Source organism: Streptomyces sp. TAA204, from assembly GCF_000424965.1.
In genome coordinates, this window is sequence record NZ_AUKW01000010.1 from 53,052 (window position 1) to 77,804 (window position 24,753).

The following is a 24,753-nucleotide window of genomic DNA, read 5'->3' on the forward strand; positions in this document are numbered from 1 at the left end:
CCGCGCCCGGACGAGTCCAATTTCGGGGCCTTTTGCCTGTCTTTTCCTGGTGTGAGTCGACCCTGCGTCCGGGAAGATGCCGAATGTGGTTGGACCGGCCTGCAGTTCACTCCTCAAGTACTGGGTCACCTGCAGGCGGCGTATCAAATGTGTGGACCTCTCACGGCCCTGCATCACGGATGCGGCCGAACACTCCGTTGATCCGTTCGTTCATGTGCAGGGGTGCCTGCGCCTACGGTGTCGAGGTACCGTAACCGTGTTGCCAGGAGGCTCTGAGAGGAGGACATGATCCATTATTACGGGGGCCATGCCAGAGTTGGCTGTGACAATACAGTCCAGAGAAATCGGTGGTTGCTCCCACAACCAGCACTGTGGAGCGTCGGTATCTATAGCCATCGAAGGGACTGTTCATGTCGTCACCCCGACAGCAAGCTCCGGCTGAAAAGCTAGGCGTCGATGAGGAGAATGACGTCGACATTGCCTCGTCCGGAATTGTCGGCCGGGGTCCGGAGACGGCCGAGATTCGTCGACTGCTCCTCTCTCCGGATACGCGTATCCTCACAGTCACCGGCCCCGTCGGAGTAGGCAAGAGCCGCCTCGTGTCCGAGGCCTGTGACGAAGTCCTGCAGGAATTCGAGCATGGCGGCCGACTTCTCGATCTCCACGAGATCCCCGTGGAGGAGGATCTGGCCGGATCGATCGCCGGGGCACTGGCGGCCGAGGCCGGCAGCGACTCATCGCCTTCCGGTGACAGGCTGGCCCAAAGGCTGCGCGATCAGCGGTTCCTGCTCGTCCTGGACGGCTGCGACCAGCTGCGGGAGGAGCTCGCCCCGCTCGTCGCCGCTCTGGTGAAGGACTGCCCACGCCTGTCCGTACTGGTCACAGGCCCGGAACGGCTCGGGGTGTACGGCGAGGTCCTGCTGAGGCTGGACCCGCTGGCCCTGCCCGACCCCGAGCATCCCGAGGACCTGGCGACCACGGGTCAGATCCCATCGGTGCGCCTGTTCGTCCAACGGACGCGGATGGTTCGTCCGAATTTCGCCTTGACCAATGAGAACCTCGACACGGTGACGCGGCTGTGCATCCGTACCGACGGGTTGCCCCTGGCCATCGAATTCGCCGCAGCCCGGATGAAGCTGCTGTCCCCGCAGCGGCTGCTCGCCGAACTGGACAAGGACCTGAAGAGCCTCTCCGGGACAGAATTCGACACGCTCTCCCGGCACCGTGGGATGCGTCCGGCGATCGAGCGCAGCCTGACCGGACTGAGTGCCAGGGAGAAAGAGTTCCTGGGACGGCTCGCGATGTTCGGGAGGGAATTCGACGCGGCCGCCGCCGTGGGGGTGTCTCCGGACTCGGCGGCCGAAACACAGCAATTACTGGAAAGACTGGTGGACAAGAGCCTTCTCCGCACCAGGGAATGCCCCGACGGGGACATCATCATCACGATGATGGGCCTGACCCGGCAATATCTCCTGGAGCGGCTCGGAGAGGTCGGGGATTCCGAGAGTATCCGTTCTGACCATGCCCGCTATTTCCTCTCCATGACCGACTCGGCCGAATCCGCTCTGCTCGGTCCGGAACAGGCGCACTGGCTCCGGCAGTTCGAGCACTGGCATCTCGACATCGCCGCCGCACTGTGCTGCTTCGCAGACGGCGGAGACGGTGCCGGCGTATCGCGCATCTCCTCTTCGCTCCGCCTCTACTGGCAAGCCCGCGGAAGTGCACGGGAAGGCATCCGCTGGCTGCGCAAGGGCCTCGCCGCGCCGAGAGCCGATCAGGAGGTCACCGCCCGCGCCGAACGGGTACTCGCCGAACTCCTGCTGTGCACCGGAGAACTGTCGGCCGCCGAGGAGTGGCTGGCCAAGGCCCGCACCACCTACCGGGAGTCCGGTGACGCCGCCGGCATCTCCGGCTGCCTGCGGCTGTCTGGCCGCATCGCCTTCCACAGGGGTGATCTTTCGGAGGCCGAGCGGCGTTTCGAGGAGTGCGTGACGGTCGCCTGGCTCGACGACGTCGTCGAGCACGGTGAGGCGATGCGCAACCTCGCCGAGTGTCACCGTGCCTCGGGCGACCTCCACTCCGCCCGGACGGTCGCCGAGGACGCTCTGGCGATCTTCCAACGGATGCGGGACACCCGCAACATCGCCCTCACGGACATCGTCCGGGCGGACATCGCCTTCGGCATGGGCGACCAGGACACCGCCATCGAGCTGTACCAGTCCGCCATGCTGCAGGTGGCCGAGCTGGGTCACCTGCCGGCGTGTGCAACGGCGCTGGAGAAGTTCGCGGTCATGCTGACCCGCAGCCGCAGCCGCCCCACGGAGAGCTGGCGCCGGGCGGCGAAGGCCTTCGGTACGGCGGCAGCGATACGTACCGCGACGGGGTTCGTCGCACCCGTGTCCGAGAAGATGGAGGTCGAGAGCGTCTCGGCCAACGCACGGGTGCGGCTCGGCGACCAAGAGGCCGGGGAGCTCGCCGCCGTCGGAGCCAGGATGGAACCCGATGTGGCCATCACGGCTGCGCTCACCCCGCTGGAGTGCGCGGGTCTTTCCGGCGCCTGCGAGGGTTCCCGGCAGCCGCTGACTCCACGGGAGCTGGAGGTCGCGGAGCTGGTGGCCAGCGGCCTGACCAACCGTGAGATAGCGCGTCGGCTCGGCATCGCCGAATGGACCGCGGTCAACCACTTACGCAAGATCATGCGGAAGTTGGCGTGCTCCTCGCGTGTGCAGGTGGCCAGCTGGATGGCCAGAAGAGCCGAGGACGCGGTGGGAAGCGCCGCGGAATAGCGCCCGCACACGGCGGCACCCCCGGGTGACGGGCCGTTCCCCGGGGGTGCCGCCGTGTGCGGGCTGCCTTCCTCACAGGACGAACTGGATCACGTTGAAAACCACAACGCACACGACGGTGCTGCGGAAGGCGATCACACCGCGGCTGCGGGCCAGCAGGGCATGGCCGTTGCGCAGGTACGAGCCGTACTGCCGGAGCCGCACCACCAGGAACGGCGCCATGACCAGGGCGAACCACCAGGGCATCCACCCCAGCGCCGACGGGAGGAGGACAACCAGGAGGTTGAGGGCCGTCAGCAGGCCGAGGAAGACCGTGTTGCCGCGTTCGGAGGCCAGCACGGCAACGGTGCGCCGGCCTACGGCCCCGTCGCCGTTCGCGTCGTTGGTGTTGGAGTAGCCGGCTATGAGCAGCTGCCCGAAGCCGAACAACAGCGCCTCCACGAGGATGTGGGGCGGCAGGTCCCCCGCGGTGATTCCGTACGGAGCGAGCACGAACGCAGACGCGGAGAATAGCAGGAGCACTTCACCGAGGCCGACGTAGCTGAGTTTGAGGCCCCACGAGTACTGCACGCTGAAGAGGAGGAGTGCCGTGGCCACGACAATCGCCCAGGTGGGGGTGTGCGGGGCCTGCAGGGTCGCCACGGTCCACCACAGCGCGCCCCAGGCCCAGCTGAAGTGTCCGAACATCTGTGCCTGGCGCACCGTCAGTTCCCCGGTCAGCAACGGTTTGCGCTTCAAGGGACGAAGTTCCGTCCTGTCCTCGGAGAGGTAATTCGCGCTGTCGCTGCCGTCCTTGGTGCCCGTGACATCGTCCAGTGTCATGACCGCGAAGAGGACGCCCGCCTTCCCCAGCGCGAAAAGCAGAAACGTCAGCAGGACGTGGCCGTCGAACCGGGTATCGGAATCCAGCGCGGTCCAGACGATGACCAGGGCAAGGAAGAAGTCCAGTACGAACTGGAACTTGACCAGCCGGGCGAAAAGGCCCACCTTCCGCAGAATCCCCGGCCCCGGCGAAACGTCAGTACTGGCTGCCATAAAGATGTCCTTACAATTGTGAGCTGCTTCGGATCGGTCCGCGGGCCGCTCCCGCGCGTCTCCACGACGTTCGCGCGCCCCGCCGACCCGGCCCCTACCTCACAGCGCCGCCGCCCTGGTGTTGAGACAGGCAAGCAGGCTGCGCGCCTGCACGTTGAGGTAATGACCGTGCCGGACAAGGGAGTTGAGTTGTCCGGGCGTGACCCAGACATAGCCGGGCGGCGGCGTGGACGGGGCCTGGGCCTCGTCGGCGTCGACGATGAGGTACCGGCTCTCCGCGTGGTGGAAGCGGCCTCCTTCCTCGCAGTGCACGGCCTCGTAGCGGATGCTTCCGGACGGCGCCCCCAGCACCAGGTCCAGAAACGGGGGCCGCTCGGGGCCGCCGAGGTGGGCGTAGTTCTCGGGCGTGCACTGGAGGGTGGGGCCCAGCTCGACCGTGTCGAGGAAGCCCCCTTCGGGCCGGGCATGGGCCAGTACATGCGACACGCCGCCGAAGCGGCGGGTCAGGAACGCGGTGACCCCCCGCCCGACCGGCTCGAGCAGCGGCTGCGTCCAGTGGGTTACCTCGCGGCTGGCCGCCTGCACCGCCACCGCCATGACACGGAAGTACCTCCGGGGCACGTGCTCGATGGAGGAGAGACCGCGCTCCCAGTCACTCACCTGTGCCAAGGGCACTCGTTCCACGCGCACTTCGTGCCGTGAGCGCTCCGCGGTGACGGCGGAGCGCACCTCGGTGTCCGTGTGCAGCGCCTGCGCTCCGCCGTCGGCGAGGGGGACACACGCCAGTACCGTGCGCGCGTCCATGTTCACCACGTTGTCACGTCGCAGCAGCTCTCCGAGCTGTCCCAGCGTCAGCCAGCAGAAATTCTCCTCCAGCGGCACCTCTCCGGTGGCCTCGACGAGCATGTTGCGGTTGGCCTTGTGCAGGAACCACGATCCGTGTTCGGACTGCAGGACGTCGGCCAGCACCCGGCCCCGGCCCTCACCGGTGAAGTATTCGAGGTACTTCACGTCCGCGCCCCTGTGCACTCCGGTGTAGTTGCTGCGGGTGGCCTGGACGGTCGGGGAGAGCTGCAGCAGATTGGGGTTGCCCGGCTCCATCTTCGCCTGCATCAGGAAGTGCGGCACGCCGTCGAAGTCCTTGACGAGGATACCGAGGACGCCGACCTCGGGCTGGTTGATGATGGGCTGCTGCCACTCGCGCACGGGGCCTTCGCCGAACCGGACACTCACCCCTTCGACGGTGAAGAACCGGCCACTGCGGTGAACCAGATTGCCGCTCTCCCGCTCGAAGGACCAGCCCTCCAGGGCGGCGAAGGGGATCCGCTCGACCTGGAAGCGGCCTGCACCGGCGAGTTCGTCCAGCCAGCCGGCGACATCCTCGGTGGCCGGTCCCCGGCCGTCCGTGGTGCGGGCCGAGCGCTCCATGCGGCGGGCGACCTCCTCGTCCTCCCGGGGCCGCAGAGGCGAGAGGGGGGACGCGGTGCTACCCGCGCTCGACGGCATGGGCTCCCCCGGTGAGTTCGTGGCCCGGGTCGCCCAGGACCGTCCGTACGGCGGGCGGCGCTTCCACGGGTGCGGCGCTCGGCTGCCCGGGCCGCCGCTTCACGCTCTTCCACCAACCGGGGTTGTCCCGGTACCAGTTGACGGTCTCGACCAGTCCGTCCTCCAGCAGCACCCGTGGCGCGTACCCGAGTTCGCCACGGATCTTGGAGTCGTCCACCGAGTAGCGGTCGTCGTGCCCGAGCCGGTCGGCCACCCGCGTGATGGCCGAAGGGGACGCGCCGCACAACTCCACGAGGCGTTCGGCGATGACGAGATTGCTCCGTTCGTCGCCGCCGCCGACGTTGTAGACCTCGCCCGCTCGGCCGTCGACGAGTATCCGGTGAATGGCCTGGCAGTGGTCGTCGACGTGCAGCCATTCGCGGATGTTGTGACCGTCGCCGTACAGCGGGACCTGCTTGCCCTCCAGGAGGTTGGTGATGAATAGCGGTATGAGCTTCTCGGTGTGCTGGTACGGGCCGTAGTTGTTGGAGCAGCGGCTGATCGAGACGTTCAGTCCGTGCGTACGCCAGTAGGAGCGGGCCAGCATGTCGGCGCCCGCTTTGGACGCCGCGTAGGGGGAGTTGGGCGCGAGCGGCGACGCCTCGGTCCAGGAGCCCTCCGGGATCGACCCGTACACCTCGTCGGTGGAGATGTGCACGATCCGCCCGGTGCCCAGTTGCAGAGCAGCATCGAGAAGGACTTGCGTGCCCAGCACGTTGGTGCGGAAGAAGTCACCCGCCGATTCGATGGAGCGGTCGACGTGGGACTCGGCGGCGAAGTGGACGACGGCGTCGTGTCCCGGCAGCAGAGCCCGGACGAGTCCGGGGTCGCAGACGTCGCCGTGCACGAACCGCAGACCGGCCGCGTCCTGCGGCAGGTTGCCGGGGTTACCGGAGTAGGTCAGCTTGTCCAGGACAGTCACGCCGGACACGGAGGGACCCGGCAAGCCGCCGGCGAGCAGCGTGCGCACGTAGTGCGACCCGATGAAACCGGCACCGCCGGTGACCAGGATTCTCATGACGCGACCTCCACTTCGGAATCGTCACCGACGATGAGGCGGTGCCGGGTGGCCGAGCGCACGGAGGCGGACCTGCCGATCAGCGAACCGCTCAGCCCCCGCAGGCCGGCCACCTCGGAGGCGTCCAGCACGATCGAGTCCTCGATGTGCGCGTCGCGCAGGCCGCAGTGGCTGCCGACCGAGGTGTGCCGGCCGATGAGGCTGTCCTCCACCACGGTCCCCGCACCGATGATCGCCGGCCCCTCGATCCGGGAGTTCACCACGCGGGCGCCGGGCCCGAGGACGACGGGGCCGGTCACCTCGCTCGACTCGTCGATGTGCCCGTGGCGCTCCGGCCGCAGGACGTCGAGCAGCCTGCGGTTGCACTCCAGGACGCCGTCGATGCTTCCGGTGTCCTGCCAGTAGCCGGAGTACTCACTGGCCGTGACGCGTTCCCCGTCGGCGACCAGCCGGGCGATGGCGTCGGTGATCTCCAACTCGCCGCGTGCGCTGGGCCCTATGGCCGCGACCGCGTCGTGCACGGCCGGTGTGAAGCAGTAGACGCCGATGAGCGCGAGATCGCTTCTGGGCTCGGCTGGCTTCTCGGCCAGTGCCCGTACCGTGCCGCGCTCGTCGATCTCGGCAACGCCGTACGCGCTGGGATCGGCGACCTTCTGTACGACGATCCGCGCGGCGGGCCGCTCCGCGGCGAAGGAGTCGGTGACCTCGCGGATCCCCTCGGGCAGCATGTTGTCCCCGAGGTACATCAGGAAGTCGTCCTCGCCCAGGAAGCCGGAGGCGACGCTCACGCAGTGGGCGAGCCCCAGCGGCCGGCTCTGGTGAATGTAGGTGATGCGGGCACCGAACCGGGAACCGTCCCCGATCGCGTCACGGATCCTGGCGGCCCGGTCTCCGACGACAACCCCAATTTCGGTGATTCCGGCGCTGGTGATGTTGTCCAGCACATGTTCCAGCACGGCCTTGCCGGCAATCGGAACGAGTTGCTTCGGCGAGGAGTGGGTGAAAGGCCGGAGCCGGGTGCCCGATCCTCCGGATAACACAAGAGCCTTCACGGTGTCCCCTCCGAGTGGTGCTCCACTGGCCGGTGGCTTGCCGGTATGCGCGCCCCGTTGTGGCACACGCGGGCTGTGAATCCGCTGTCCGGCTCCGTCGTATTCCCGATCGCTCCATCACGAGTTGCGTCCGCGAAGAGCGACTCCGTCGTAACTGAAAGAACGCACCACCCACACTGTTCCCCTGCAAACCGGCGTTGCCGGACCCGAGTGCAGACAAAGGGATTTCACGCACCCGCGAGGTGATGTCGGACGTCTGTTCCGGCTGCCCTGGAATTACGCGGAACAATCTAGCGGCCGGGTGGGAACCGCCGGTCCGGGCGGGGGTGAGTCTGTCAGGTCATCACGGACCTGACAGACTCTCAGAACGGGGCGGCGTTGCCGTGACTCTCCGGGCCGGGGCCGCAATCCCGGCGCATCCGGGATATCAGGAAAGCTGCTCCTCCGGCGGGAAATCGCGCACCGTCTCCTCGGGCCCCGCCTCCCGGCCACGGTCGGACTCCGCCCCGAAGACCGCCCCGCCCAGGGCCTCTTCGGCACGCAAGCGGACACGCTGGACGTCGAAGCATTCGCCCGCGGGCAGCGGCGCCCCCACGGACTCCCTCTCCTCAGCGGCCGCGCCCAGCAGCCGGGCCGCGTGGCGATGATGCCCGGCCAGGGACTGTGCCCCAGCCAGCCCTTCCAGCGCCAGCGCCACCGCCCGGGGGTCGCCTGTGGCGCGGGCAGCGGCAAAGCCTTCGCGATGGAGCTCGCGGGCTTCGCGGGTGAGACCGCGCTGCTCGGCGATGAAGCCGAGTTCGGCGAGTATCAGCGGCGGCGTCGTGGGCTCGTAGCCCATCTCGCGGTGCAGTTCGAGGACACTGTGCAAGTGCGCCTCGGCCCTGTCCAGTTCGCCCTCCCTGCGCGCCCCGAGACCGAGCCCGATCTCGGCGAACTGCTCTCCGAACTTGTCCGACTGCTCCATGGCGAGTCTTCTGGCACGCTCGTGGAACTCCCTGGCCTGTGCCAGGTCGCCCGTCAGCAGGGCGGTACGTCCCAGCCCGGAGAGCTTGAAGGAGACCTCCGGCCACAGTCCGAGGTCCTCGGCCATGCGCAGGCCGTCCCGGTAGAGCCGCCGGGCCTGCTCGTAGTCGCCCACGACCTCCGCCAGCGTCGCCAGCGGAGCCATGGCCTGCAACTGGCCCCACTGATCGCCCAGTTCGCGGAACATCTCCAGGCTCAGCTCACCGTCGCGACGCAGCGCACTGAAGTCGCCACGCAGCTTCGCCTGGAAGCTGCGGCTGCTGAGGGCCGCTGCGACACCCCAGGTGTCACCGAGTGAACGGAACGTCGTCAGGGCGCGGTTGATGAGTTCCTCGCTGGGCGACAGGTCGCCGATGCCGTAGAGGTTCGACCCGAGGAACCACTCCATGCGGGCACGTCCGCCCGGGTCGTCCACCTCCTCGTAGGGCAGCAGCGCGGTGCGGTACTCCCCCAGCGGATCGGCGCTCCCGCCGAGCAGCAGTCTGCAGCCGCCGCGTGCCGCCGTCGCCTCGGCCACCGCCGCGCCGTCCGGCCCCGGACCGGCAGACAGCGCCTGGGTCAGCGACCTGGCCGCCTCACTGATCCTGCCGCGCAGCCGCCAGTACCACATCAGCGCGTTCGCCAGGCGCAGCGCCCGGTCCGCGTCACCGAGCCGGGCGGAATTCTCCAGCGCGGTACGCAGGTTGGCGGACTCGGCGTCCAGCTGCCTGAGCCACTGCCGCTGCCGGTGACCGCGCAGGTGGGGCTCGGCGCGTTCCGCGAGGCCGGTGAAGTAGGCGCAGTGGCGGCGCTGGAAGTCCTCGGTCTCGCCCGCCTCGTCGAGGCGTTCGGAGCAGTAGGCCGCGACGGACTCCAGCAGCCGGTACCGCGGCCCGGTGCCGGACTCGCTCATCACGACCAGGGAGCAGTCCACGAGGCGGGCGAGCAGGTCGAGGACCGCCGGGGAGTCCAGGCCGTCCCCGGCGCACACCTCTTCGGCTGCCGCCAGTGAACAGCCCTCGGAGTGCACCGCCAGCCTGCGCAGCAACGCGCGTTCCTGGTCGCCGAGAAGGTCCCAGCTCCAGTCGATCACGGCGCGCAGCGTCCGCTGGCGGGCGGGTGCGCCGCGTGTGCTCACGGCCAGCACGTGGAAGCGGTCGTCGAGGCGGGCGAGCAGTTCGTGCACCCCCAGGACCCGTACCCGGGTCGCGGCCATCTCCAGGGCGAGGGGAATGCCGTCCAGACGGCGGCAGATCGAGACGACGGCCCCGACGTTGCTCCCGTCCAGGACGAAGCTCGGCGCCGCCGCCGTGGCGCGGGCCACGAAGAGTTCCACCGCGCTGAACGCACACGCCTCTTCGAGGCCGAGCCCGTCCGCGGAGGAGGGTGTGCTCAGCGGAGACACCGCCTGGAGGTGTTCACCGGTGATACCCAGCGGCTCCTGACTGGTCGCCAGGATCCTCAGGTGCGGTGCGGCTTTGAGGAGCTGCTCGGCAAGCTCGGCGACCGGCTCGATCACGTGCTCGCAGTTGTCGAGGACCAGCAGGGCGGGCCGGTCACCCAGCGCGCGTGCCACACGGTCCGCCACGGGCAGCGGTTCCTCGCCGGGCGGAGTGCTGGTGGCGATGTCGTCCCGTACGCCCAGGACCGTGCCCACGGCCTCATGCACCTCGGCTGGTGACGCCAGCGCGGCCGCACCCCGTGAACGGGCCGCACCCGGCGGGGGTTCCAGGGCCGCGAACTCCGCGAGCCGCACGCCTCCGGGGAACGCCTCGCCGGCCTGCGTCGCGGTGGCCAGGGCGAGTTGGGTTTTGCCGACGCCGCCGGCGCCGGTGAGGGTCACCAGTCTGTTCGTCTCCAGCAGCGCGCGCAGTTCACCGATCGCGTCGGTGCGGCCGATGAGGTCGGTGAGGGCCGTGGGGACGTTCGAGGGCAGCCGGGCCGCGCTGGTGGCCGGTGTCGGGACGGGCGTCAGCGCCGGGTCCTGGATGAGTATCGCCTGGTGCAGAGCGGCCAGTTCGGGTCCGGGGTCCACACCCAGGCTCTCGGCGAGATGTTCGCGCAGTTCGGCGTAGCTGCTCAGGGCGGCGCCCTGACGGCCCGCCAGATACAGCGCCCGTACGTGCGCGGTGCGCAGCCGCTCCCGCAGAGGGTGCAGCGCCACCAGCTCGCCGAGTTCGTCGGCGAGCAGCGTGTGCTCCCCCAACTCCAGACGCGCTTCGGCCTGTTCCTCCAGGGCGGTCAGGCGCTGCTCCTCGACGCGGGTGACCGCGGGCCGGACGAAGTCCTCGTCGGCGAAGTCGGCGAAGGCCGGACCGCGCCACACCGCCAGCGCGTCCGCGAGGAGGGAGGCGCGCGCCCGCGGATCGGCGGTCCTGCGGGCCTTGTTGCTCAGATCCTGGAAGCGGTCGGCGTCCACCGCGTCCGGGGCGGCCTGCAGCTGGTATCCCGGGGGACGGGAGACGATCAGGTCCCGGCCGCCCGCTTCGGCGTCCTCCAGCACGCGCCGTAACTGCCACACCTTGCTCTGCAGCACGCCGAGGGGGTTGCTGGGCAGTTTCCTGCCCCAGAGGTCCTCGACCAGCGTGTCGGCGGAGACGGGCTGCCCCGGGTTCGCGAGGAGGTCGGCCAGCAGCGCGCGGACCTTGAGTTCGGGAACTCTGACCGGACGGCCGTCCTCCGTCCACACCCCCAGCGGGCCAAGCACCCCGAAACGCATGCGGTCACCGTAACTCAAAGGCGGGGCAGCGCAGTCCCCGGGCGGACCGGGACCGGGACCGGCGCGAGAGGGCGGCCGAGAGCGGACCGGGACCGGACCGGGAGCGGCTGGGAGCACCGTGACGGAGTGAAGGCATCTCAGCGGACGAAGGGAAACGGGATGAGCCCGGAGAAGCTGCGCGTCGCCGTCATCATCGGCAGCACCCGCACGGGCCGGTTCGGACCCGTTCCGGCCAACTGGATCGCTGCCGAGGCATCCAAGCGCGGCGACCTCGACGTCGATGTGATCGACCTGGCGAAAGCGTGGCTGCCCGATGTGCTCGGCGACGGCGGCGCGGCTCCCCAGCCGGTGCAGGACCTCTCGCCGTGGCTGGCTTCGGCGGACGCGTTCGTCATGGTGACGCCGGAGTACAACCACAGCTTTCCCGCGTCCCTCAAGAACGCCATCGACTGGTACGTCGAGGAGTGGAAGGCAAAGCCAATCGGATTCGTCTCCTACGGCGGCATCGCCGGCGGGCTGCGGTCCGTGGCGCATCTGCGTGAGGTCCTGCCTGGCATGCACGCCATCACCGTCCGGGACACCGTCTCCTTCCACGACTGCTGGGAGCAGTTCGACGAGGAGGGAGCGCCGCGCGATCCCGAAGGGTGCAGCGCCGCGGCCAAGGCGATGCTCGACCAGCTCTCCTGGTGGGGCCATCTGCTGCGTGACGCGCGCACCTCCCGGCCCTACCCCGGCTGAGCGGCGGGACCGAGCGGTCCCCACCGTGAACTCCGCAGGCACCACACGATTCAGGGAAGGATCTCCATGTCATCGAAGGCTCCCGCGGCCGACGGCCCGAAGGCCGGAATCCGGGAGTGGACCGGGCTCGCCGTACTGGCCCTGCCCACGTTGCTGCTCGCGCTGGATCAGAGCGTACTGTTCCTGGCACTCCCGCACCTGGCCGAGTCGCTGGCCCCCACCGGCACGCAGACGCTGTGGATCATGGACATCTACGGCTTCATGATCGCCGGGTTCCTGGTCACCATGGGCACACTTGGTGACCGCATCGGGCGTCGCAGGCTGCTGATGATCGGCGCCCTCGTCGTCGGCCTCGCGTCCCTGGCCGCCGCCTATTCCACCAGTGCGGAGATGCTCATCGTGACCCGGGCCCTGCTCGGTGTCGCGGCGGCGACGCTCATGCCCTCCACCCTCGCGCTCATCAGCAACATGTTTCCCGACGAGTATCAGCGCGGGCGGGCCATCGCGGTGTGGGCGAGCTGCTTCATGGCGGGAACCGCACTGGGCCCGATGATCGGCGGCGTACTGCTGGAGTTCTTCTGGTGGGGCTCGGTGTTCCTGCTGGGCGTGCCGGTCATGGTGATCCTGCTGATCGCCGCCCCGCTCCTGCTGCCGGAGTACCGCGACCCCGACGCGGGCAAGCTGGACCTGCTGAGTGTGGCGCTCTCACTGGCTGCGATCCTGCCCGTCATCTACGGGCTCAAGGAGATCGCCAGGAACGGCTGGGAGCCCCTCACGCTCGCGGTGATCGTGGCCGGTCTGGCCGTCGGCGCGGTGTTCGTGGCCCGGCAGCGCCGGCTGTCCAGCCCGCTGCTGGACCTCAAGCTCTTCCGCCACGGCGCGTTCACAGCCGCGCTGCTCATCCTGATGCTCACCATGGCCACCATGGGCGGCAGCTACCTGTTCATCACCGGCTTCCTGCAGATGGTCGCGGGGCTCTCCCCGGTGGAGGCGGGGCTGTGGATGGTGCCTTCGGCTGTCGCCTCCATCGTCTCCGCGATGGTGGCGCCTTCCCTGGCGAAGCGGCTGTCGATGGGCCTGGTGATCGGCGTCGGTCTGGGTGTGAGCACGGTCGGCTACGCACTCATCGCCTTCGTCGACCCGGTCGGCGGACTGCCGCTGCTCATCGCCGGTTTCGTCGTGAGCTTCTTCGGCACCGGTCCCATCGGCGCACTGGGCACCAACCTGGTGGTGGGTTCGGCCCCGCCGGAGAAGGGCGGCTCCGCGGCCTCCCTCTCAGAGACCAGCGGTGAGTTCGGCGTCTCGCTTGGCGTAGCGGCGTTCGGCAGCCTGGGAACGGCCGTCTACCGCAGCGACGTCACGCTTCCCGCCGGCGTCCCCCAGGAGGAGGCCGAGGCGGTGCGCAACGGTGCGGAAGGAGCGGTGGCCGCGGCCGGGCAGCTTCCCGACAAGCTCGGTGAGCAGGTGCTGACCGCCGCACGGGAGGCTTACACCAGCGGGCTGAATACGGTCGGCGTGGTGTGTGCCCTTCTCATCGCCGCCACGGCGGTCATCGCCGCGACGACCCTGCGCCGCGTCGGCTCTCAGGACCAGGACCAGGCAGAAGACCAGACAGAGGACGGCGGGGGGACGGGCAAGTCCTCCGGCGGAGCCTCCGAGGGCTCCCTCACCGGCTCTGCGTGACCGTCCGTCCGTGAACGGCGTTGGCACTGGGCGCCGTTCACGGGCCGTCCCGGCACGGCACCGGCTTTCGCGCACACCGCGAGAGGCCGGTGCCTCTCGTGGGACGACTCGTCCCGGGGCAGGGACCGCGGCGCCGGATTCCGGGGACTCGGCATCCCTCCGGCACATCGTCACCGCGACCTGACAAGGACGGGAACCGCGCCTTGAGGCCCGACTCACAGTGAAACAGACTCCCCGCATGCCCCTTTCCCCTCCCGGCCCCGCGGAGAGGTCCCGGCCGTCCGAAGGCGGGTCCGTCCAGAACCGGCCTCCACACCCTCCGGTGAACGCGTGCCACCAGGGTCTCCCAGAGGAGATGGAATGACCGCTCCGGCAGAGGCGAATGCAGCGAATGCGGCGAGCACGACCCGATGCCGCATCTGCGGCGGAGGCGTCGAGGAGTTCTTCGACTTCGGACAGCAGCCGGTCTCCGACTCCTTCGTGACGCCGGAATCGGCGGGCAGCGAATTCTACTTCCGGCTGGCCGTGGGAATCTGCACCTCTTGCACGATGGTGCAGCTTCTGGAGGAAGTTCCGCGGGAGCAGATGTTCCACGAGGAATACCCCTACCGCTCATCGGGTTCCGTGGTGATGAACGGACACTTCGAGAGCTTCGCCCGGCGGCTCCTGGACAGTGAACTCACCGGCGGCGACCCTTTCATCGTGGAGATCGGCTCCAACGACGGCACGATGCTCCGGACCATAGAGCGGGCCGGCGTTCGCCATCTGGGCGTCGATCCGTCAGGACAGGTGACGGACGCGGCCAGAGCGGAAGGCATCCGGGTGCGCACCGACTTCTTCCAGGAGTCCACAGCGCGTGAAACAGCCGCCTCGGACGGTCCCGCCGACGTCATCTTCTCCGCGAACACCACCAGTCACATCGCCTACGTCGACTCCGTCTTCCAGGGCGTCGACGCACTGCTCGCGGACACCGGTGTGCTCGTCCTCGAGGACCGCTATCTGGGCGACATCATGGAACAGAACGCGTTCGACCAGATCTACGACGAGCACTTCTATCTGCTCTCGGTCTCCTCCGTCTCCTCCATGGCCCGTACCTTCGGCTTCGAACTCGTCGGGGCGGACCCGATTCCCGTGCACGGAGGTTCGATGCGCTACACCATCGCACGGCCCGGGAGGCGTCCCGTCTCCCCTTCCGTCTCGCGGTTTCTGGAGGAGGAGCGACGGCGCGGACTGGCGAGCCCCTCGACCTACCAGCGCTTCGCCGAAGGGGTCCGGCGCAGTTGCCGCGAGCTGATGAGCCTGCTCACCGAACTGCGCGCACAGGGCCGCAGCGTCGTCGGCTACGGCGCCACGGCCAAGAGCGCGACCGTCATCAACTACTGCGGAATCGGGCCGGAACTGCTGCCTTTCATCTGCGACAGCACCCCGGCCAAGCACGGCCGGCTCACCCCGGGGACGCACATTCCCGTACACTCGCCGGCCGCGTTCTGCGACCCCTACCCCGACTACGCGCTGCTGTTCGCGTGGAACCACGCAGAGGAAATCATGGCCAAGGAGCGGGGATTCCGCGAGTCGGGCGGGCGCTGGATCCTCTACGTCCCGGACGTCCACATCGTCTGACGTGACGGAGCCGATTCCCGAAACCGCCCGGGAATCCCCGCGGGCAAACACCCGCGCCGCCGACGGCAACCGCCGTGCTCACGGAGAAACCCACAGAAAAAAGAAGGGTGTCATGACGAAGTACGAAGGCAAGAAGGCCGTGGTGACCGGCGGAACGCACGGCATCGGGATGAACGTGGTCAAGTCCCTTCTCGACGGCGGGGCGGAGGTACTCCTGACCGGCCTGAACGAACAGAATGTGAAGGCCGCCCGTGAAGAACTCGGCCCGCGGGCACATGTGCTGCGCTCGGACGCCGAGAGCATGGCCGACATCGACGCCCTCGGCGAAGCGGTGAGGGAGAAGCTGGGCGAGGTCGACTTCGTCTTCGTCAACGTCGGTTACATCAAATTCGGTTCTCTCGGCCAGGTGACCGAGGAAACCTACGACAAGATGTTCGACACCAACACCAAGGGTGCGTTCTTCACCGCGCAGCGACTGGCCCCGCTGGTCAAGGACGGCGGCTCCTTCGTCTTCACGACCGCCGTCGCCGTCGGAATGGGGTTCGTCGCCACCAGCGTCGGGACTGCGATGAAGTCGGCGATCCGCGCCTTCTCGAAGGTGTTCGCCTCCGAACTGCTGCCCAGGCGGATCAGGGTGAACACGGTCAGCCCGGGATTCACCGAGACCCCCTCCATGGGAATCGCCGAAATCTCGGAGGAGTTGCGCGCGGCCAACATCAAGGAGGGCGTGGAGTTGACGCCCATGCGGCGGTTCGGCCTGCCGCAGGAGGTGGCGGACGCAGTGCTCTTCCTCGCCTTCGACGCCACCTTCACCACCGGGATCGACCTCCCGGTCGACGGTGGCCTCGGCCAGGGCCTGGAGTGGCCGCACGACGAGATCGTCGAGCACTGAGCGCGGTCACGTGACCCAGCGACTCGCACTCTTCGACGGAGGTGGATTCGGATGTCCAGTCGCAACAGAACCGCCGTGATCGGCGGTGGCATGGCCGGCTGCGCCGCGGCCAAGAAGCTCCTGGCGGCGGGCCGGGAAGTGGTGATCTTCGAATCGGCCGACGGGCTCGGCGGGCGCGCGCGTTCCTGGCACCGGCCCGAGATCGAACCCGACGTCGGCATCAATCTGATGTACGTCAGCTTCTACCCGCTGATGACGCAACTCGTCCGTGAGTACGGGCTCCAGGACGAACTCGTGCAGATCTCCAGCAACGTCTACGTCTCCGACAAGGGCAAGGCGGTCGGTCTCTCCTCGGACTCCCCGCGCAGCCTGCTCGCGTACAAGCACGTCTCGCTGCGCGACCGGTTCGCATTTCTGCTCACCTCGCTCAAACAGGTGCGCAGGCAGAAGGAGCTCGATCTCTTCGACCCCCTGAAGTCCGCACCGTTCGACGACGGCACCACCGCCGCCGAATGGGGCCGTGGCCAGGTCTCCGCGCGCGGCTTCGACTTCCTCCTGCGCCCCCAGGTGGAGGGCTTCTGGAACTTCGCCTGCGAGGACATCTCCGCGGTGCACGCCAGGGCTCTGCTGGCGTGGATGGGCGGATCGGGCTTCTACGTCTTCCGCGACGGCATGGAGATCATCGCCGAACGCAACGCTGAAGGTGCGGAGTTGCGCCTCTCGCACGAAGTGACCGGCGTGCAGACCGCAGGGGGCGAAGTGCAGGTCACTGCCGCTCCCGAAGGGGGCGGCCCCGTCACGGAGACCTTCGACGACCTGGTGGTCGCCACCCCGGCGACGGTCGCCGCGAAACTCGTCACCGCACTGCCGGGGGATGTCGTACGGGACGAGACGCGCGCGTTCCTGGAGTCGCAGCGGTACGAGCCGGCGCTGTCGGTCTCCTACCTCGTCTCCCCCGGATCGCTGCCCTCGGAGGCGCATATCGTGGCAGGCGGCCCGGACGATCCTCCGCTGCGCAACATGATCACCTACCCCCGCAAGGTCCGCGACGAGCAGGGCCGCACCGTGGACAAGCTCCTGGTCTTCACCTATCCCGGCCGGGCGAACACCCGCCGGCTCCTGGGCCGCTCACGGCAGGAGCAGTTCGACGCGGTCACGCCGCTGCTCGGGACGCTGTGGCCGGACTTCCCCGGCGACGCCGAACCGTTCCACATCGCGGAGCGCCCCTACGGATTCCCGATCCCCGCCCCCGGCCGCTACCGCACCTCCGCCCGGATCGTGCGCGACCAGAGGGCCCCCGTCGTCTTCGCCGGCGACTACTTCAACTCCCCCACCACGGAGGCCGCCATGCTCTCCGGCGTCCGGGCAGCCGAGACGCTCACGACAGCGAGCTGAGCGTCTCCCCCAGCCGATCCAGCAAGGAGAGCCGATGAAGGTCCTGTTCATCCCGGGCAACAGTCCGTATCCCATCTTCTCGCACGCACCGCTCGCCACCGCCGCCCGCAACGCGGGCCATCAGGTGTTCGTAGGCGGTATCGAGTGGGTGCTGCCCAACATCGCCAGCGTCGGGCTCCCTCCGGTGAAGATCTCTCCCGTCTCGATGGAAGAGGTCAGCGCCTTCATGGGCGCGATGCCGGACGACCCGTCGGAGCAGGTCAAGGCCGTCGGCAAGGTGTACGCGGAGATCGCCGTGGACAGCCTGGAGCCGCTCTTGGACCTGGCCGACCACTGGCGTCCCGATATCGTTGTGGGGGGCGGCATGTTCTACACGGCGCCGCTCCTCGCGCACCATCTCGGCATCCCCTCGGTGCGACTGGAGTGGGACCGCATCGACGCGCGAATGTACGACCCGGGTGCAGTCACCGTGCTCGAACCGGTACTCGGGGAACTCGGGCTGGAACGCGTCCCCGGGCCGGACCTGTGGCTCGACGTGTGCCCGCCCGGTCTGCGTCCCGACGACGCGGTACCCGCGCAGCTCATGCGGTGGGTGCCGGGCAACCCGCAGAAGCCGCTGGCCGAGTGGATGTACACCAAGGGCGACCGCCCCCGGGTCTACATCACGGCGGGAACTCGCCTCTTCAGCGGTGACGCGCTGCGGGACATGGCCAGGAGCATCGGCGGCCTCGGAGTGGAAGTCGTCGTCGGCGCCCCCGAGAACGTCGCCGCGGAGCTGCGGGAGGACCTCCCCGACGTGCACGTCGGCTGGGTGCCGCTGGACGTGCTCGCCCCCACCTGCGACATCATCATGCACCACGGTGGTGGCGGCACCGACATGACGGCACTCGACGCGGGCGTCCCGCAGCTGATCGCCAACCCGGAGTACCCCACGTCGGCCACGGCCGAGATCACGAAGTACGGCGCCGCGCTGCTGGTCGAGTCCGACGGCCGGCGCACCGAGGACTTCACCGACGGGTGCAAGGAGCTGCTCGCCGATCCGGGCTATGCACGCAAGGCGCAGGCCCTCTCTCGCGAGATGGCCGAACTCCCCCCGCCGGCGGAGATGGTGACCGAGATGGAGAAGCTCGTCGCCGCCCGCTCCTGAGCGGCAGCCGGCAGGCGACGGTCACCGTCCCGGCCAGGGACGGTGACCGGCCCGGGCACTACCAGGGAGGAGACCCGGTGCGTATCACCGAGACCGCGATCCCAGGAGTCCTGGTGATCACTCCGAAGCAACTCCCGGATGAACGGGGCAGCTTCTGGGAGGCGATGCGGGCGGACAAGCTGGAGGACGTGCTGGGCGAGCCGTTCGTGCCCCGGCAGGTCAGCTACTCCGTTTCCCGGCGCAACACGCTCCGTGGCATCCACTCGGTGGCCGTCCCGCCGGGCCAGGCGAAGTACGTCACCTGTGTCCGAGGGCGCCTGCGCGACATCACCGTCGAACTGCGCGTGGGGTCACCCGCGTTCGGGACGCACCACGTCACCACGCTGGACGCCGCGTCGGGCCGGTCCCTCTTCATCCCGGAGGGTGTCGGCCACGGCTTCCTCGCGCTCGAGCAGGACACCTGCATCAGCTACACCATGTCCAGCGTGTACGCGCCCGGCACCCAGATCGACATCGACCCGCTGGACCCCGCTCTCGAACTGCCCTGGGAACTGGCCGAACCGCCCCTGATGTCGCCCAAGGACAGCCGTGCGCCCTCCCTAGCCGAGACGTTCTCCGCCGGTCTTCTTCCCCTCTGGCGGGGGGTGTCGGCATGAGCGCGCGCAGCACCCCGGTCCGTGTCGGCGTACTGGGCTGCGCGGGGATCGCCCGCCGGAGGATGCTTCCCGCCTTCGCCTCCTGCCCCGCCACCGAGGTGATCGCGGTCGCCGGCCGGGACAGGGCCAGGGCGGAGGCCGTCGCCGCCCGGTACGGCGCCCGCGCGGTCCAGGGCTACGGGGGGCTGCTGGCGGACGACGAGGTCGAGGCGGTCTACGTGCCCCTGCCACTGGCCCTGCACGCCGAGTGGGTGGAGGCGGCGCTGCGCAGCGGCCGGCACGTGCTGGCGGAGAAGCCGCTGACGCACGAAGCGGCATCCACGGCCGCGCTGTTCGCCCTGGCGCGGAAGAACGGGCTGTCGCTGATGGAGAACGTCATGTTCGTCCACCACCGTCAGCACGCAGGGATCGGCGCGCTCGTCGCTGAGGGCGCCATCGGCGAAGTACGTTCCTTCCACGCGACGTTCACCGTGCCCCGGCTTCCGGCGGACGACATCCGCTACAGCGCGAAGCTGTGCGGCGGCGCCCTGTACGACACCGGCGTCTATCCGCTGCGTGCCGCGCTGCACCTGCTGGGTTCCGGCCTGGAGGTCGTCGGCGCATCCCTGGGCACGGGGCCGGGATTCGAGGTCGACACCAGTGGTGCGGCGCTGCTGAGCACCCCCGAGGGGGCCACCGCGCAGCTCACCTTCGGGCTGGATCACGCCTACCGCAACACCTACGAACTGTGCGGCAGCACTGGCCGCATCACGCTCGACCGGGCGTTCACGCCCCCGGCCGGGCACGTGCCCTCCGTCGTGCTGGAGGACGGCTCCGGCACGAGGGAGATTCGTCTTCGGCCCGACGACCAAGTGGCCAACACTGTCGCCGCGTTCGCCGCGGCCGTACGCGCGGGCACGGCACGTGAGAGGTCCGCCGGCACGGAGGGGGAGTGCGTGCGGCAGGCCGAACTGCTCGAAGCGGTGGCCGCGTCCGCGCGGCTTCACTGAGCGCGCGGGCCCTGCCGCCGGGACACTGCAGCGCCCCGGCGGCCGTCCTCAGTCTTCGCTCCGCTCGGAGGGCGCACCGACCGTGTGCGCGGGGCCCAGCTTCTCGATCTCGTAGTCGCCGGCCGGGAAGCCCGGAGTCGGCAGCGGGTCCGGGTAGGCCGGCTCGGTGCGCGGCGGCAGGCGGCGTACGTAGGCCGAGCGTGCCTTGATGGCCGTGTCGACGGCCAGGCACGTCAGCCGCGAGGGGCTGCGCACGCCGAACGCCTCGCGCATGTGCGGCGTCAGCAGCGCGGGCACCGCCCTCTCGGCGACGCGTCTGCCGGCTGGCTGCAACCGCTGCGGCAGCCACCCCACCATGGGCTCGATGACGGTGTTCCGCAGGATGTTCCACAGCGTCTCGGCCTCGGGCGAGTAGCTGAAGTTCGCCTCGACGTAGTCGTCGTGGAAGCGGGCGAACTCCTCGTACGAGCCGGGGATGTCCCTCAGGCCCATGTGTTCGCCCTGTTCCCTCATGTGCAGGTACGCGGCGTTGCGTTCCTGCTCACTCAGCGGGCGCCAGCCGTAGCGGTCCACCCAGCGGGCCTGTACGAGCATGCTGGTGGCCAGCACGAACAGGTACTCGTCGTTGCTGATGGACCACTGTTGGTTCTCGTTGGTGATGTGCCTGACCGCGTTGTTGTGTATGCGGTTCATCTGCCGGACCGCTGCCTTGCCCCGCGGGTCCTTGAAGCCGCGACGGACCATCTCCAGGCTGATGAGCGCGAAGTGCTCCATCCGCCGCTGCGTGTTCTCCGTCAGCTCACCCGTACGCACCAGGAGAGCCGCCATGTGCGGCGGTGCCACACTGTTGCTGAAGGCGAGAGCGCCCGCGACGCTGAAGTCCCAGGGGAACTCGTATCCCATGTCGAGCCACCAGATGTGGCTGTAGGACTCGGAGAGGTCCATGCTCCGGATCTGCCGGAGCCGCGCGTACCTCTCCTCCCGCCGCTTCGCCCGTTTGCCGCTGATCATGTCCTGCTTCCCTTCAGCCCACGTTCACGACGGTGTGCCGGTCTGCAGCGCCCGCTCGGCCAGCGGCATTGCTGCCCCGGTGTAATTGACGGGGTCGCACAGTTCGTCCAGCTCCTCGTCACCGAACAGCTCATGCACCTCCGGTGATTCGGCCAGCACCTCCCGCAGAGGACGCCCGCTTCCGGCCGCAGCCGCCGAGCAGCGGGAGAGCAGTTCACGGGCGGCGGCCTTGCCCAGCTTCGGCGCCAGTACGGCGGTGATCCGCTCGGCGACGACCTGGCCCCCGGTCAGTGCGAGATTGGCCCGCATGCGGGAGGGGCTGACCTCCAGCCCCTGTGCCAGGCCGACGGCGGTGTGCGCGGCACCGCCGGTCAACCTGAGGCATTCGCGCAGCAGTTGCCACTCCGCGTGCCAGGCTCCCGCCGAACGCTCGTCCTCGGAGAGCAGGCACTGTGTCAGGCCGGACGCCATGACCGGCACCTGCAGCGCCGCGCTGCGCATCAGCGTGGACAGCACCGGGTTGCGCTTGTGCGGCATCGCCGAGGAGGCGCCGCGTCCCTCGCCACCCGGTTCGGCCACCTCACCGACCTCTGTACGCGCCATCGACTGCACGTCGAGAGCGACCTTGCCCAGTGCCCCGGCGGTGAAGCCCAGAGCGGCCGCCAGATCGGCGACCGGCGTGCGCAGCGAGTGCCAGGGCAGCGGCGTCACGGTCAGTCCGGCCTCCTCGGCGAACGCCGCCAGCAGACGCGTGTGGTAACCGGGCGGCTCCGCCGTGCCGGGCGCAGCGGCGTCGGGCGTGCCGGCGTACGCGAGATAGCCGGCGAGGGTTCCTGCGGCTCCGCCGAGCGAGACCGGCAGTCCGCTCTCGGTGAGCCTGCCGAGCCGGTCGTCGGCGCTGAGCAGCAACTCCCGCCAGCCGGCCGCCTTCAGACCGAACGTCGTGGGAACCGCGTGCAGTGCCAGGGTCCTGCCAGCCATCGGGGTGTCCCGGTGGTCTGCTGCGAGCCGGGCCAGCGCCCCGGCCGCGGCGGACAGGTCCGCACGGATGATGCGCACGGCCCGGTCGGCGACCAGCATCGCGGCGGTGTCGAAGATGTCCTGGCTGGTCGAGCCCTGGTGGACGTACTCGGCGGCGCCGGGGTCCTCGGCCGCGACCACGCCCGTGAACGCACGCACGAGGGAGACGACCGGATTTGCCGTCTCCCGTGCGGCGAGGGCGAGTTCACGCATGTCCAGATGGTCCGCCCGGGCCGTGCGGGAGATGACGTCGGCTGCGGAACCGGGAAGCACCTCCAGCCGGGCCTGGGCTCGGGCCAGCGCCGCTTCGGCGTCCAGCATCGCCTGGAGCCACGCGCGGTCGCACACCGCCGCCTCGACCGGCGTACCGGCACGTACGGGCGAGAGCAGTCCCGCGTCCGTGAGCACGTCGTCCTGTCCTGTCACACGATCACCCCGTCGACGTCGAACTCGGAGATCTGCCGGCGGACCGCGGCAGGCACGTGTGCCACCGGCGGCAGTGAGAGCGCGGCGCGGGCGATGGCGTCGGCGTCCCCGACCGTGACCGAGTCGACGCCGGGACGTATGCCCGCGGCAGTCACCCAGTGCACGAACTCGGTGGGGACGCCGTAGGCGTAGCGGCGCGGATGCTCCTGCCCCCGCCCGTCGATGAGCCGGTAGGGGCGCTCGGTGACGGCGAGCCCGCCCGTCTCGACGAGCGAGCCGCGGTCCGCGGGGATGCGGTACGGCATCGCCTGATCGGTGTTGAGCAGGTGCCGCAGCAGCGGATCGTCGGTGCGCCGCAGATCGGGTTCGGGAAGCCGCGCCTCGATGAGCACGCGGGAGCGGACGGGCGGTCCGGGCACCCGGCTGGAGGAGGCGACGAAGGACGGCTCGTCGGTGTTGAGACGGATGTGGGTTCCCGGTCCCGTGATCTCCACCAGACCGGCCTCGACCAGCGCGATCAGCTCCTCGATCCTGGAGGCGGGCGGGCCGATGGACAGGAAGGCGTTCAGCGGGGTGTACCAGCCGCGCAGATCGTCACGGTGCGAATTGCCGTCGAGGCCGCCGTGGTCGACTGCGAGGCGCACCTCGTTGCGCAGGTCGCGCAGGACGTCCAGGGCGGCCTTGAGGGGGCCGGTGAGGTTGCCCGCGCCCGCCTCCCGCACGTCCCGCTCCATGTACCCCAGCAGCCAGGTGCGGAAGTCGTCGCGGCCGGTGAACTCCCGCCCCTCGCACGGATTGGCGATGCGCTCCCAGTCCCAGCGGTCCTCCGCCGCGATGCCGTAGGAGTCCAGCAGTGCGGCTTCGTCCCCCGGCGTGTCCTCCCCGGCGTCGGCGGGCAGCTTCAGGTACTTCTCGGCCAGCGTCTCCGCCTCGTCCGCGCGGCCGCGGAAGGTGAGCAGCGTCCGGTAGTACACACTCTCCACCTCGCGGCGGATCAGCGGCCACAGGTCCCTGCCGAAGTGCACGGGCTCGCCGCCCCCGGCGCGTACACGCAGTTCGCGGACCCTCTCGACCGTCAGCAGACGCGGGAAGTACCTGCCGGACGCGCCCTTCTCGTTCTCACCCCGTGAGTGGTGGGGCACGCCACGGCGGGAGAAGGCGTACATGCGTGGTTCACCGCCGGAGGGGCGGTAGACCAGGCGGCCGTCCTCGCGGAGGAAGCGCCCGCCCCGGCCCACGGTGAACAGGGCCATGTAGTCGAAGAAGCACAGCCCCAGCCCGCGCAGCAGCACGGTCTCCCCCGCCCCGATCCCGCTCAGGTCGAGGTCGGCGGGGTTGCCCGGCGGCAGGTAGGTCAGATGGTGGATGCGGGCGAGACTCGCCGCTCGCTCCTCCCGCGCCGTGGGACGGGTGGGCACGTGTCCCTGGGCCAGGACGACGGCGTCCAGGTGGTTGAGCCGCGTCCCGTCCTCCAGCCGGATTCCCTGAGGCCCGCCGGGCACGCCGTGCGTGTCGGCCATGGCGACGGCCCGCGACCTGTGGGTGACGACGGTGACGTGTCCGGGTGCCCCGTCGACGACCCGCTCGAAGCAGCCGCCCAGGTAGTAACCGTAGAACGCCCTGGTGGGATACGAGTTGGGCCCCAGGCTCCCGGCCTCCCGCAGGACCTGCGCCGGCAGGTTCCCGCCGTCACCGGGAGCGGGGAGTGCAGCGGCCCACTCGTACAGTGTCGGTCCGGGTTCGACGGGCCCCGCGATCTTGGTGCTCTCGTCGGCGTAGACGGTGATCTGAGACGCGACGGTGTTCATCAGCAGGTGGCTGGACTGCTCCGTGCGCCAGACCGTTCCGGGCCCTGGGCAGGAGGGATCCACCACATGGACGGTCACCGTCGTGCACGAGGGCGAGGCCCGCTCGTTCGCGCACAACCGCTCCAGCACCGCCAGTCCGCGAGGACCGGCACCGACGATGCCGATCTCCAGATGGCTGCTCATCAAAGCCCTCCGTTTCACGGCCGGCACT

Annotated in this window: 17 protein-coding genes; 9 read left to right on the forward strand and 8 right to left on the reverse strand. The window is 69.4% G+C overall.

The features are described 5' to 3' along the window. Window positions 1-410 precede the first annotated feature (410 nt). Complete coding sequence (locus tag H343_RS0116595) at window positions 411-2,786, forward strand: LuxR C-terminal-related transcriptional regulator (RefSeq protein ID WP_078505754.1); 2,376 nt, start codon at window positions 411-413, stop codon at window positions 2,784-2,786. A 72-nt stretch (window positions 2,787-2,858) separates the two neighbouring features. Here H343_RS0116595 and H343_RS0116600 read toward each other — a convergent pair whose 3' ends face one another. The 5 genes from H343_RS0116600 to H343_RS31040 form a co-directional block, all read right to left on the reverse strand. Then, window positions 2,859-3,821: a UbiA family prenyltransferase gene (locus H343_RS0116600; protein ID WP_028432075.1), complete on the reverse strand. Its 963-nt coding sequence runs from the start codon at window positions 3,819-3,821 to the stop codon at window positions 2,859-2,861. A gap of 99 nt (window positions 3,822-3,920) precedes the next feature. Next, window positions 3,921-5,327 carry an NDP-hexose 2,3-dehydratase family protein gene (locus H343_RS0116605; RefSeq protein ID WP_028432076.1) on the reverse strand — a complete coding sequence of 469 codons (1,407 nt, stop codon included), beginning with the start codon at window positions 5,325-5,327 and terminating at the stop codon, window positions 3,921-3,923. After that, the gene (gene rfbB, locus H343_RS31035) at window positions 5,308-6,384 is read right to left on the reverse strand and encodes a dTDP-glucose 4,6-dehydratase (protein ID WP_078505756.1); all 1,077 of its coding nucleotides are present in this window, start codon (window positions 6,382-6,384) and stop codon (window positions 5,308-5,310) included. Before rfbB ends, H343_RS0116605 begins: the two co-directional genes overlap by 20 nt. Next, window positions 6,381-7,436 carry a glucose-1-phosphate thymidylyltransferase gene (locus H343_RS0116615; RefSeq protein WP_028432077.1) on the reverse strand — a complete coding sequence of 352 codons (1,056 nt, stop codon included), beginning with the start codon at window positions 7,434-7,436 and terminating at the stop codon, window positions 6,381-6,383. The genes rfbB and H343_RS0116615 overlap by 4 nt, the downstream gene beginning before the upstream one ends. A gap of 427 nt (window positions 7,437-7,863) precedes the next feature. Then, window positions 7,864-11,157, reverse strand: coding sequence for a BTAD domain-containing putative transcriptional regulator (locus H343_RS31040; protein ID WP_037904026.1), 3,294 nt, complete (start codon window positions 11,155-11,157; stop codon window positions 7,864-7,866). A gap of 159 nt (window positions 11,158-11,316) precedes the next feature. Between H343_RS31040 and H343_RS0116625 the strand changes: the two genes are divergently transcribed. The 8 genes from H343_RS0116625 (at window position 11,317) to H343_RS0116660 (ending at window position 20,277) form a co-directional block, all read left to right on the forward strand. Next, window positions 11,317-11,895: an NADPH-dependent FMN reductase gene (locus H343_RS0116625; protein WP_028432078.1), complete on the forward strand. Its 579-nt coding sequence runs from the start codon at window positions 11,317-11,319 to the stop codon at window positions 11,893-11,895. Between the two features lie 66 nt (window positions 11,896-11,961). Further along, a complete protein-coding gene (locus H343_RS31045; protein WP_078505758.1) occupies window positions 11,962-13,578 on the forward strand; it encodes an MFS transporter in 1,617 nt (538 codons plus the stop codon). 360 nt (window positions 13,579-13,938) lie between these two features. After that, complete coding sequence (locus H343_RS0116635) at window positions 13,939-15,198, forward strand: class I SAM-dependent methyltransferase (RefSeq protein WP_051265380.1); 1,260 nt, start codon at window positions 13,939-13,941, stop codon at window positions 15,196-15,198. A gap of 112 nt (window positions 15,199-15,310) precedes the next feature. Next, on the forward strand, window positions 15,311-16,090 hold the full coding sequence (locus H343_RS0116640) for an SDR family oxidoreductase (protein WP_028432080.1): 780 nt from the start codon (window positions 15,311-15,313) through the stop codon (window positions 16,088-16,090). A gap of 51 nt (window positions 16,091-16,141) precedes the next feature. Continuing rightward, the gene (locus tag H343_RS0116645; RefSeq protein ID WP_028432081.1) at window positions 16,142-17,485 is read left to right on the forward strand and encodes an FAD-dependent oxidoreductase; all 1,344 of its coding nucleotides are present in this window, start codon (window positions 16,142-16,144) and stop codon (window positions 17,483-17,485) included. 34 nt (window positions 17,486-17,519) lie between these two features. Then, on the forward strand, window positions 17,520-18,632 hold the full coding sequence (locus tag H343_RS0116650) for a nucleotide disphospho-sugar-binding domain-containing protein (RefSeq protein WP_028432082.1): 1,113 nt from the start codon (window positions 17,520-17,522) through the stop codon (window positions 18,630-18,632). A gap of 77 nt (window positions 18,633-18,709) precedes the next feature. Continuing rightward, window positions 18,710-19,288: a dTDP-4-dehydrorhamnose 3,5-epimerase family protein gene (locus tag H343_RS0116655; protein WP_028432083.1), complete on the forward strand. Its 579-nt coding sequence runs from the start codon at window positions 18,710-18,712 to the stop codon at window positions 19,286-19,288. Beyond that, window positions 19,285-20,277, forward strand: coding sequence for a Gfo/Idh/MocA family protein (locus H343_RS0116660; protein WP_028432084.1), 993 nt, complete (start codon window positions 19,285-19,287; stop codon window positions 20,275-20,277). The genes H343_RS0116655 and H343_RS0116660 overlap by 4 nt, the downstream gene beginning before the upstream one ends. A gap of 48 nt (window positions 20,278-20,325) precedes the next feature. On the opposite strand, the gene H343_RS0116665 is transcribed toward H343_RS0116660, so the two are convergent. The 3 genes from H343_RS0116665 to H343_RS0116675 are packed head-to-tail and all read right to left on the reverse strand — an operon-like array spanning window position 20,326 to window position 24,725. Continuing rightward, complete coding sequence (locus tag H343_RS0116665; protein ID WP_028432085.1) at window positions 20,326-21,288, reverse strand: oxygenase MpaB family protein; 963 nt, start codon at window positions 21,286-21,288, stop codon at window positions 20,326-20,328. A 24-nt stretch (window positions 21,289-21,312) separates the two neighbouring features. Continuing rightward, entirely contained in the window at window positions 21,313-22,734 is a 1,422-nt protein-coding gene (locus tag H343_RS0116670; protein ID WP_028432086.1) for a nitrosuccinate lyase, read from the reverse strand. Beyond that, window positions 22,731-24,725: an FAD/NAD(P)-binding protein gene (locus H343_RS0116675; protein ID WP_028432087.1), complete on the reverse strand. Its 1,995-nt coding sequence runs from the start codon at window positions 24,723-24,725 to the stop codon at window positions 22,731-22,733. Before H343_RS0116675 ends, H343_RS0116670 begins: the two co-directional genes overlap by 4 nt. Window positions 24,726-24,753: the final 28 nt, after the last annotated feature.

Bases quoted from the DNA above. Each gene is read 5' to 3' on its own strand.
- H343_RS0116595 (WP_078505754.1), top strand. From the start codon at position 411: ATGTCGTCACCCCGACAGCAAGCTCCGGCTGAAAAGCTAGGCGTCGAT.
- H343_RS0116600 (WP_028432075.1), bottom strand. From the start codon at position 3,821: ATGGCAGCCAGTACTGACGTTTCGCCGGGGCCGGGGATTCTGCGGAAG.
- H343_RS0116605 (WP_028432076.1), bottom strand. From the start codon at position 5,327: ATGCCGTCGAGCGCGGGTAGCACCGCGTCCCCCCTCTCGCCTCTGCGG.
- rfbB (WP_078505756.1), bottom strand. From the start codon at position 6,384: ATGAGAATCCTGGTCACCGGCGGTGCCGGTTTCATCGGGTCGCACTAC.
- H343_RS31040 (WP_037904026.1), bottom strand. From the start codon at position 11,157: ATGCGTTTCGGGGTGCTTGGCCCGCTGGGGGTGTGGACGGAGGACGGC.
- H343_RS0116625 (WP_028432078.1), top strand. From the start codon at position 11,317: ATGAGCCCGGAGAAGCTGCGCGTCGCCGTCATCATCGGCAGCACCCGC.
- H343_RS31045 (WP_078505758.1), top strand. From the start codon at position 11,962: ATGTCATCGAAGGCTCCCGCGGCCGACGGCCCGAAGGCCGGAATCCGG.
- H343_RS0116635 (WP_051265380.1), top strand. From the start codon at position 13,939: ATGACCGCTCCGGCAGAGGCGAATGCAGCGAATGCGGCGAGCACGACC.
- H343_RS0116640 (WP_028432080.1), top strand. From the start codon at position 15,311: ATGACGAAGTACGAAGGCAAGAAGGCCGTGGTGACCGGCGGAACGCAC.
- H343_RS0116645 (WP_028432081.1), top strand. From the start codon at position 16,142: ATGTCCAGTCGCAACAGAACCGCCGTGATCGGCGGTGGCATGGCCGGC.
- H343_RS0116650 (WP_028432082.1), top strand. From the start codon at position 17,520: ATGAAGGTCCTGTTCATCCCGGGCAACAGTCCGTATCCCATCTTCTCG.
- H343_RS0116660 (WP_028432084.1), top strand. From the start codon at position 19,285: ATGAGCGCGCGCAGCACCCCGGTCCGTGTCGGCGTACTGGGCTGCGCG.
- H343_RS0116665 (WP_028432085.1), bottom strand. From the start codon at position 21,288: ATGATCAGCGGCAAACGGGCGAAGCGGCGGGAGGAGAGGTACGCGCGG.
- H343_RS0116675 (WP_028432087.1), bottom strand. From the start codon at position 24,725: ATGAGCAGCCATCTGGAGATCGGCATCGTCGGTGCCGGTCCTCGCGGA.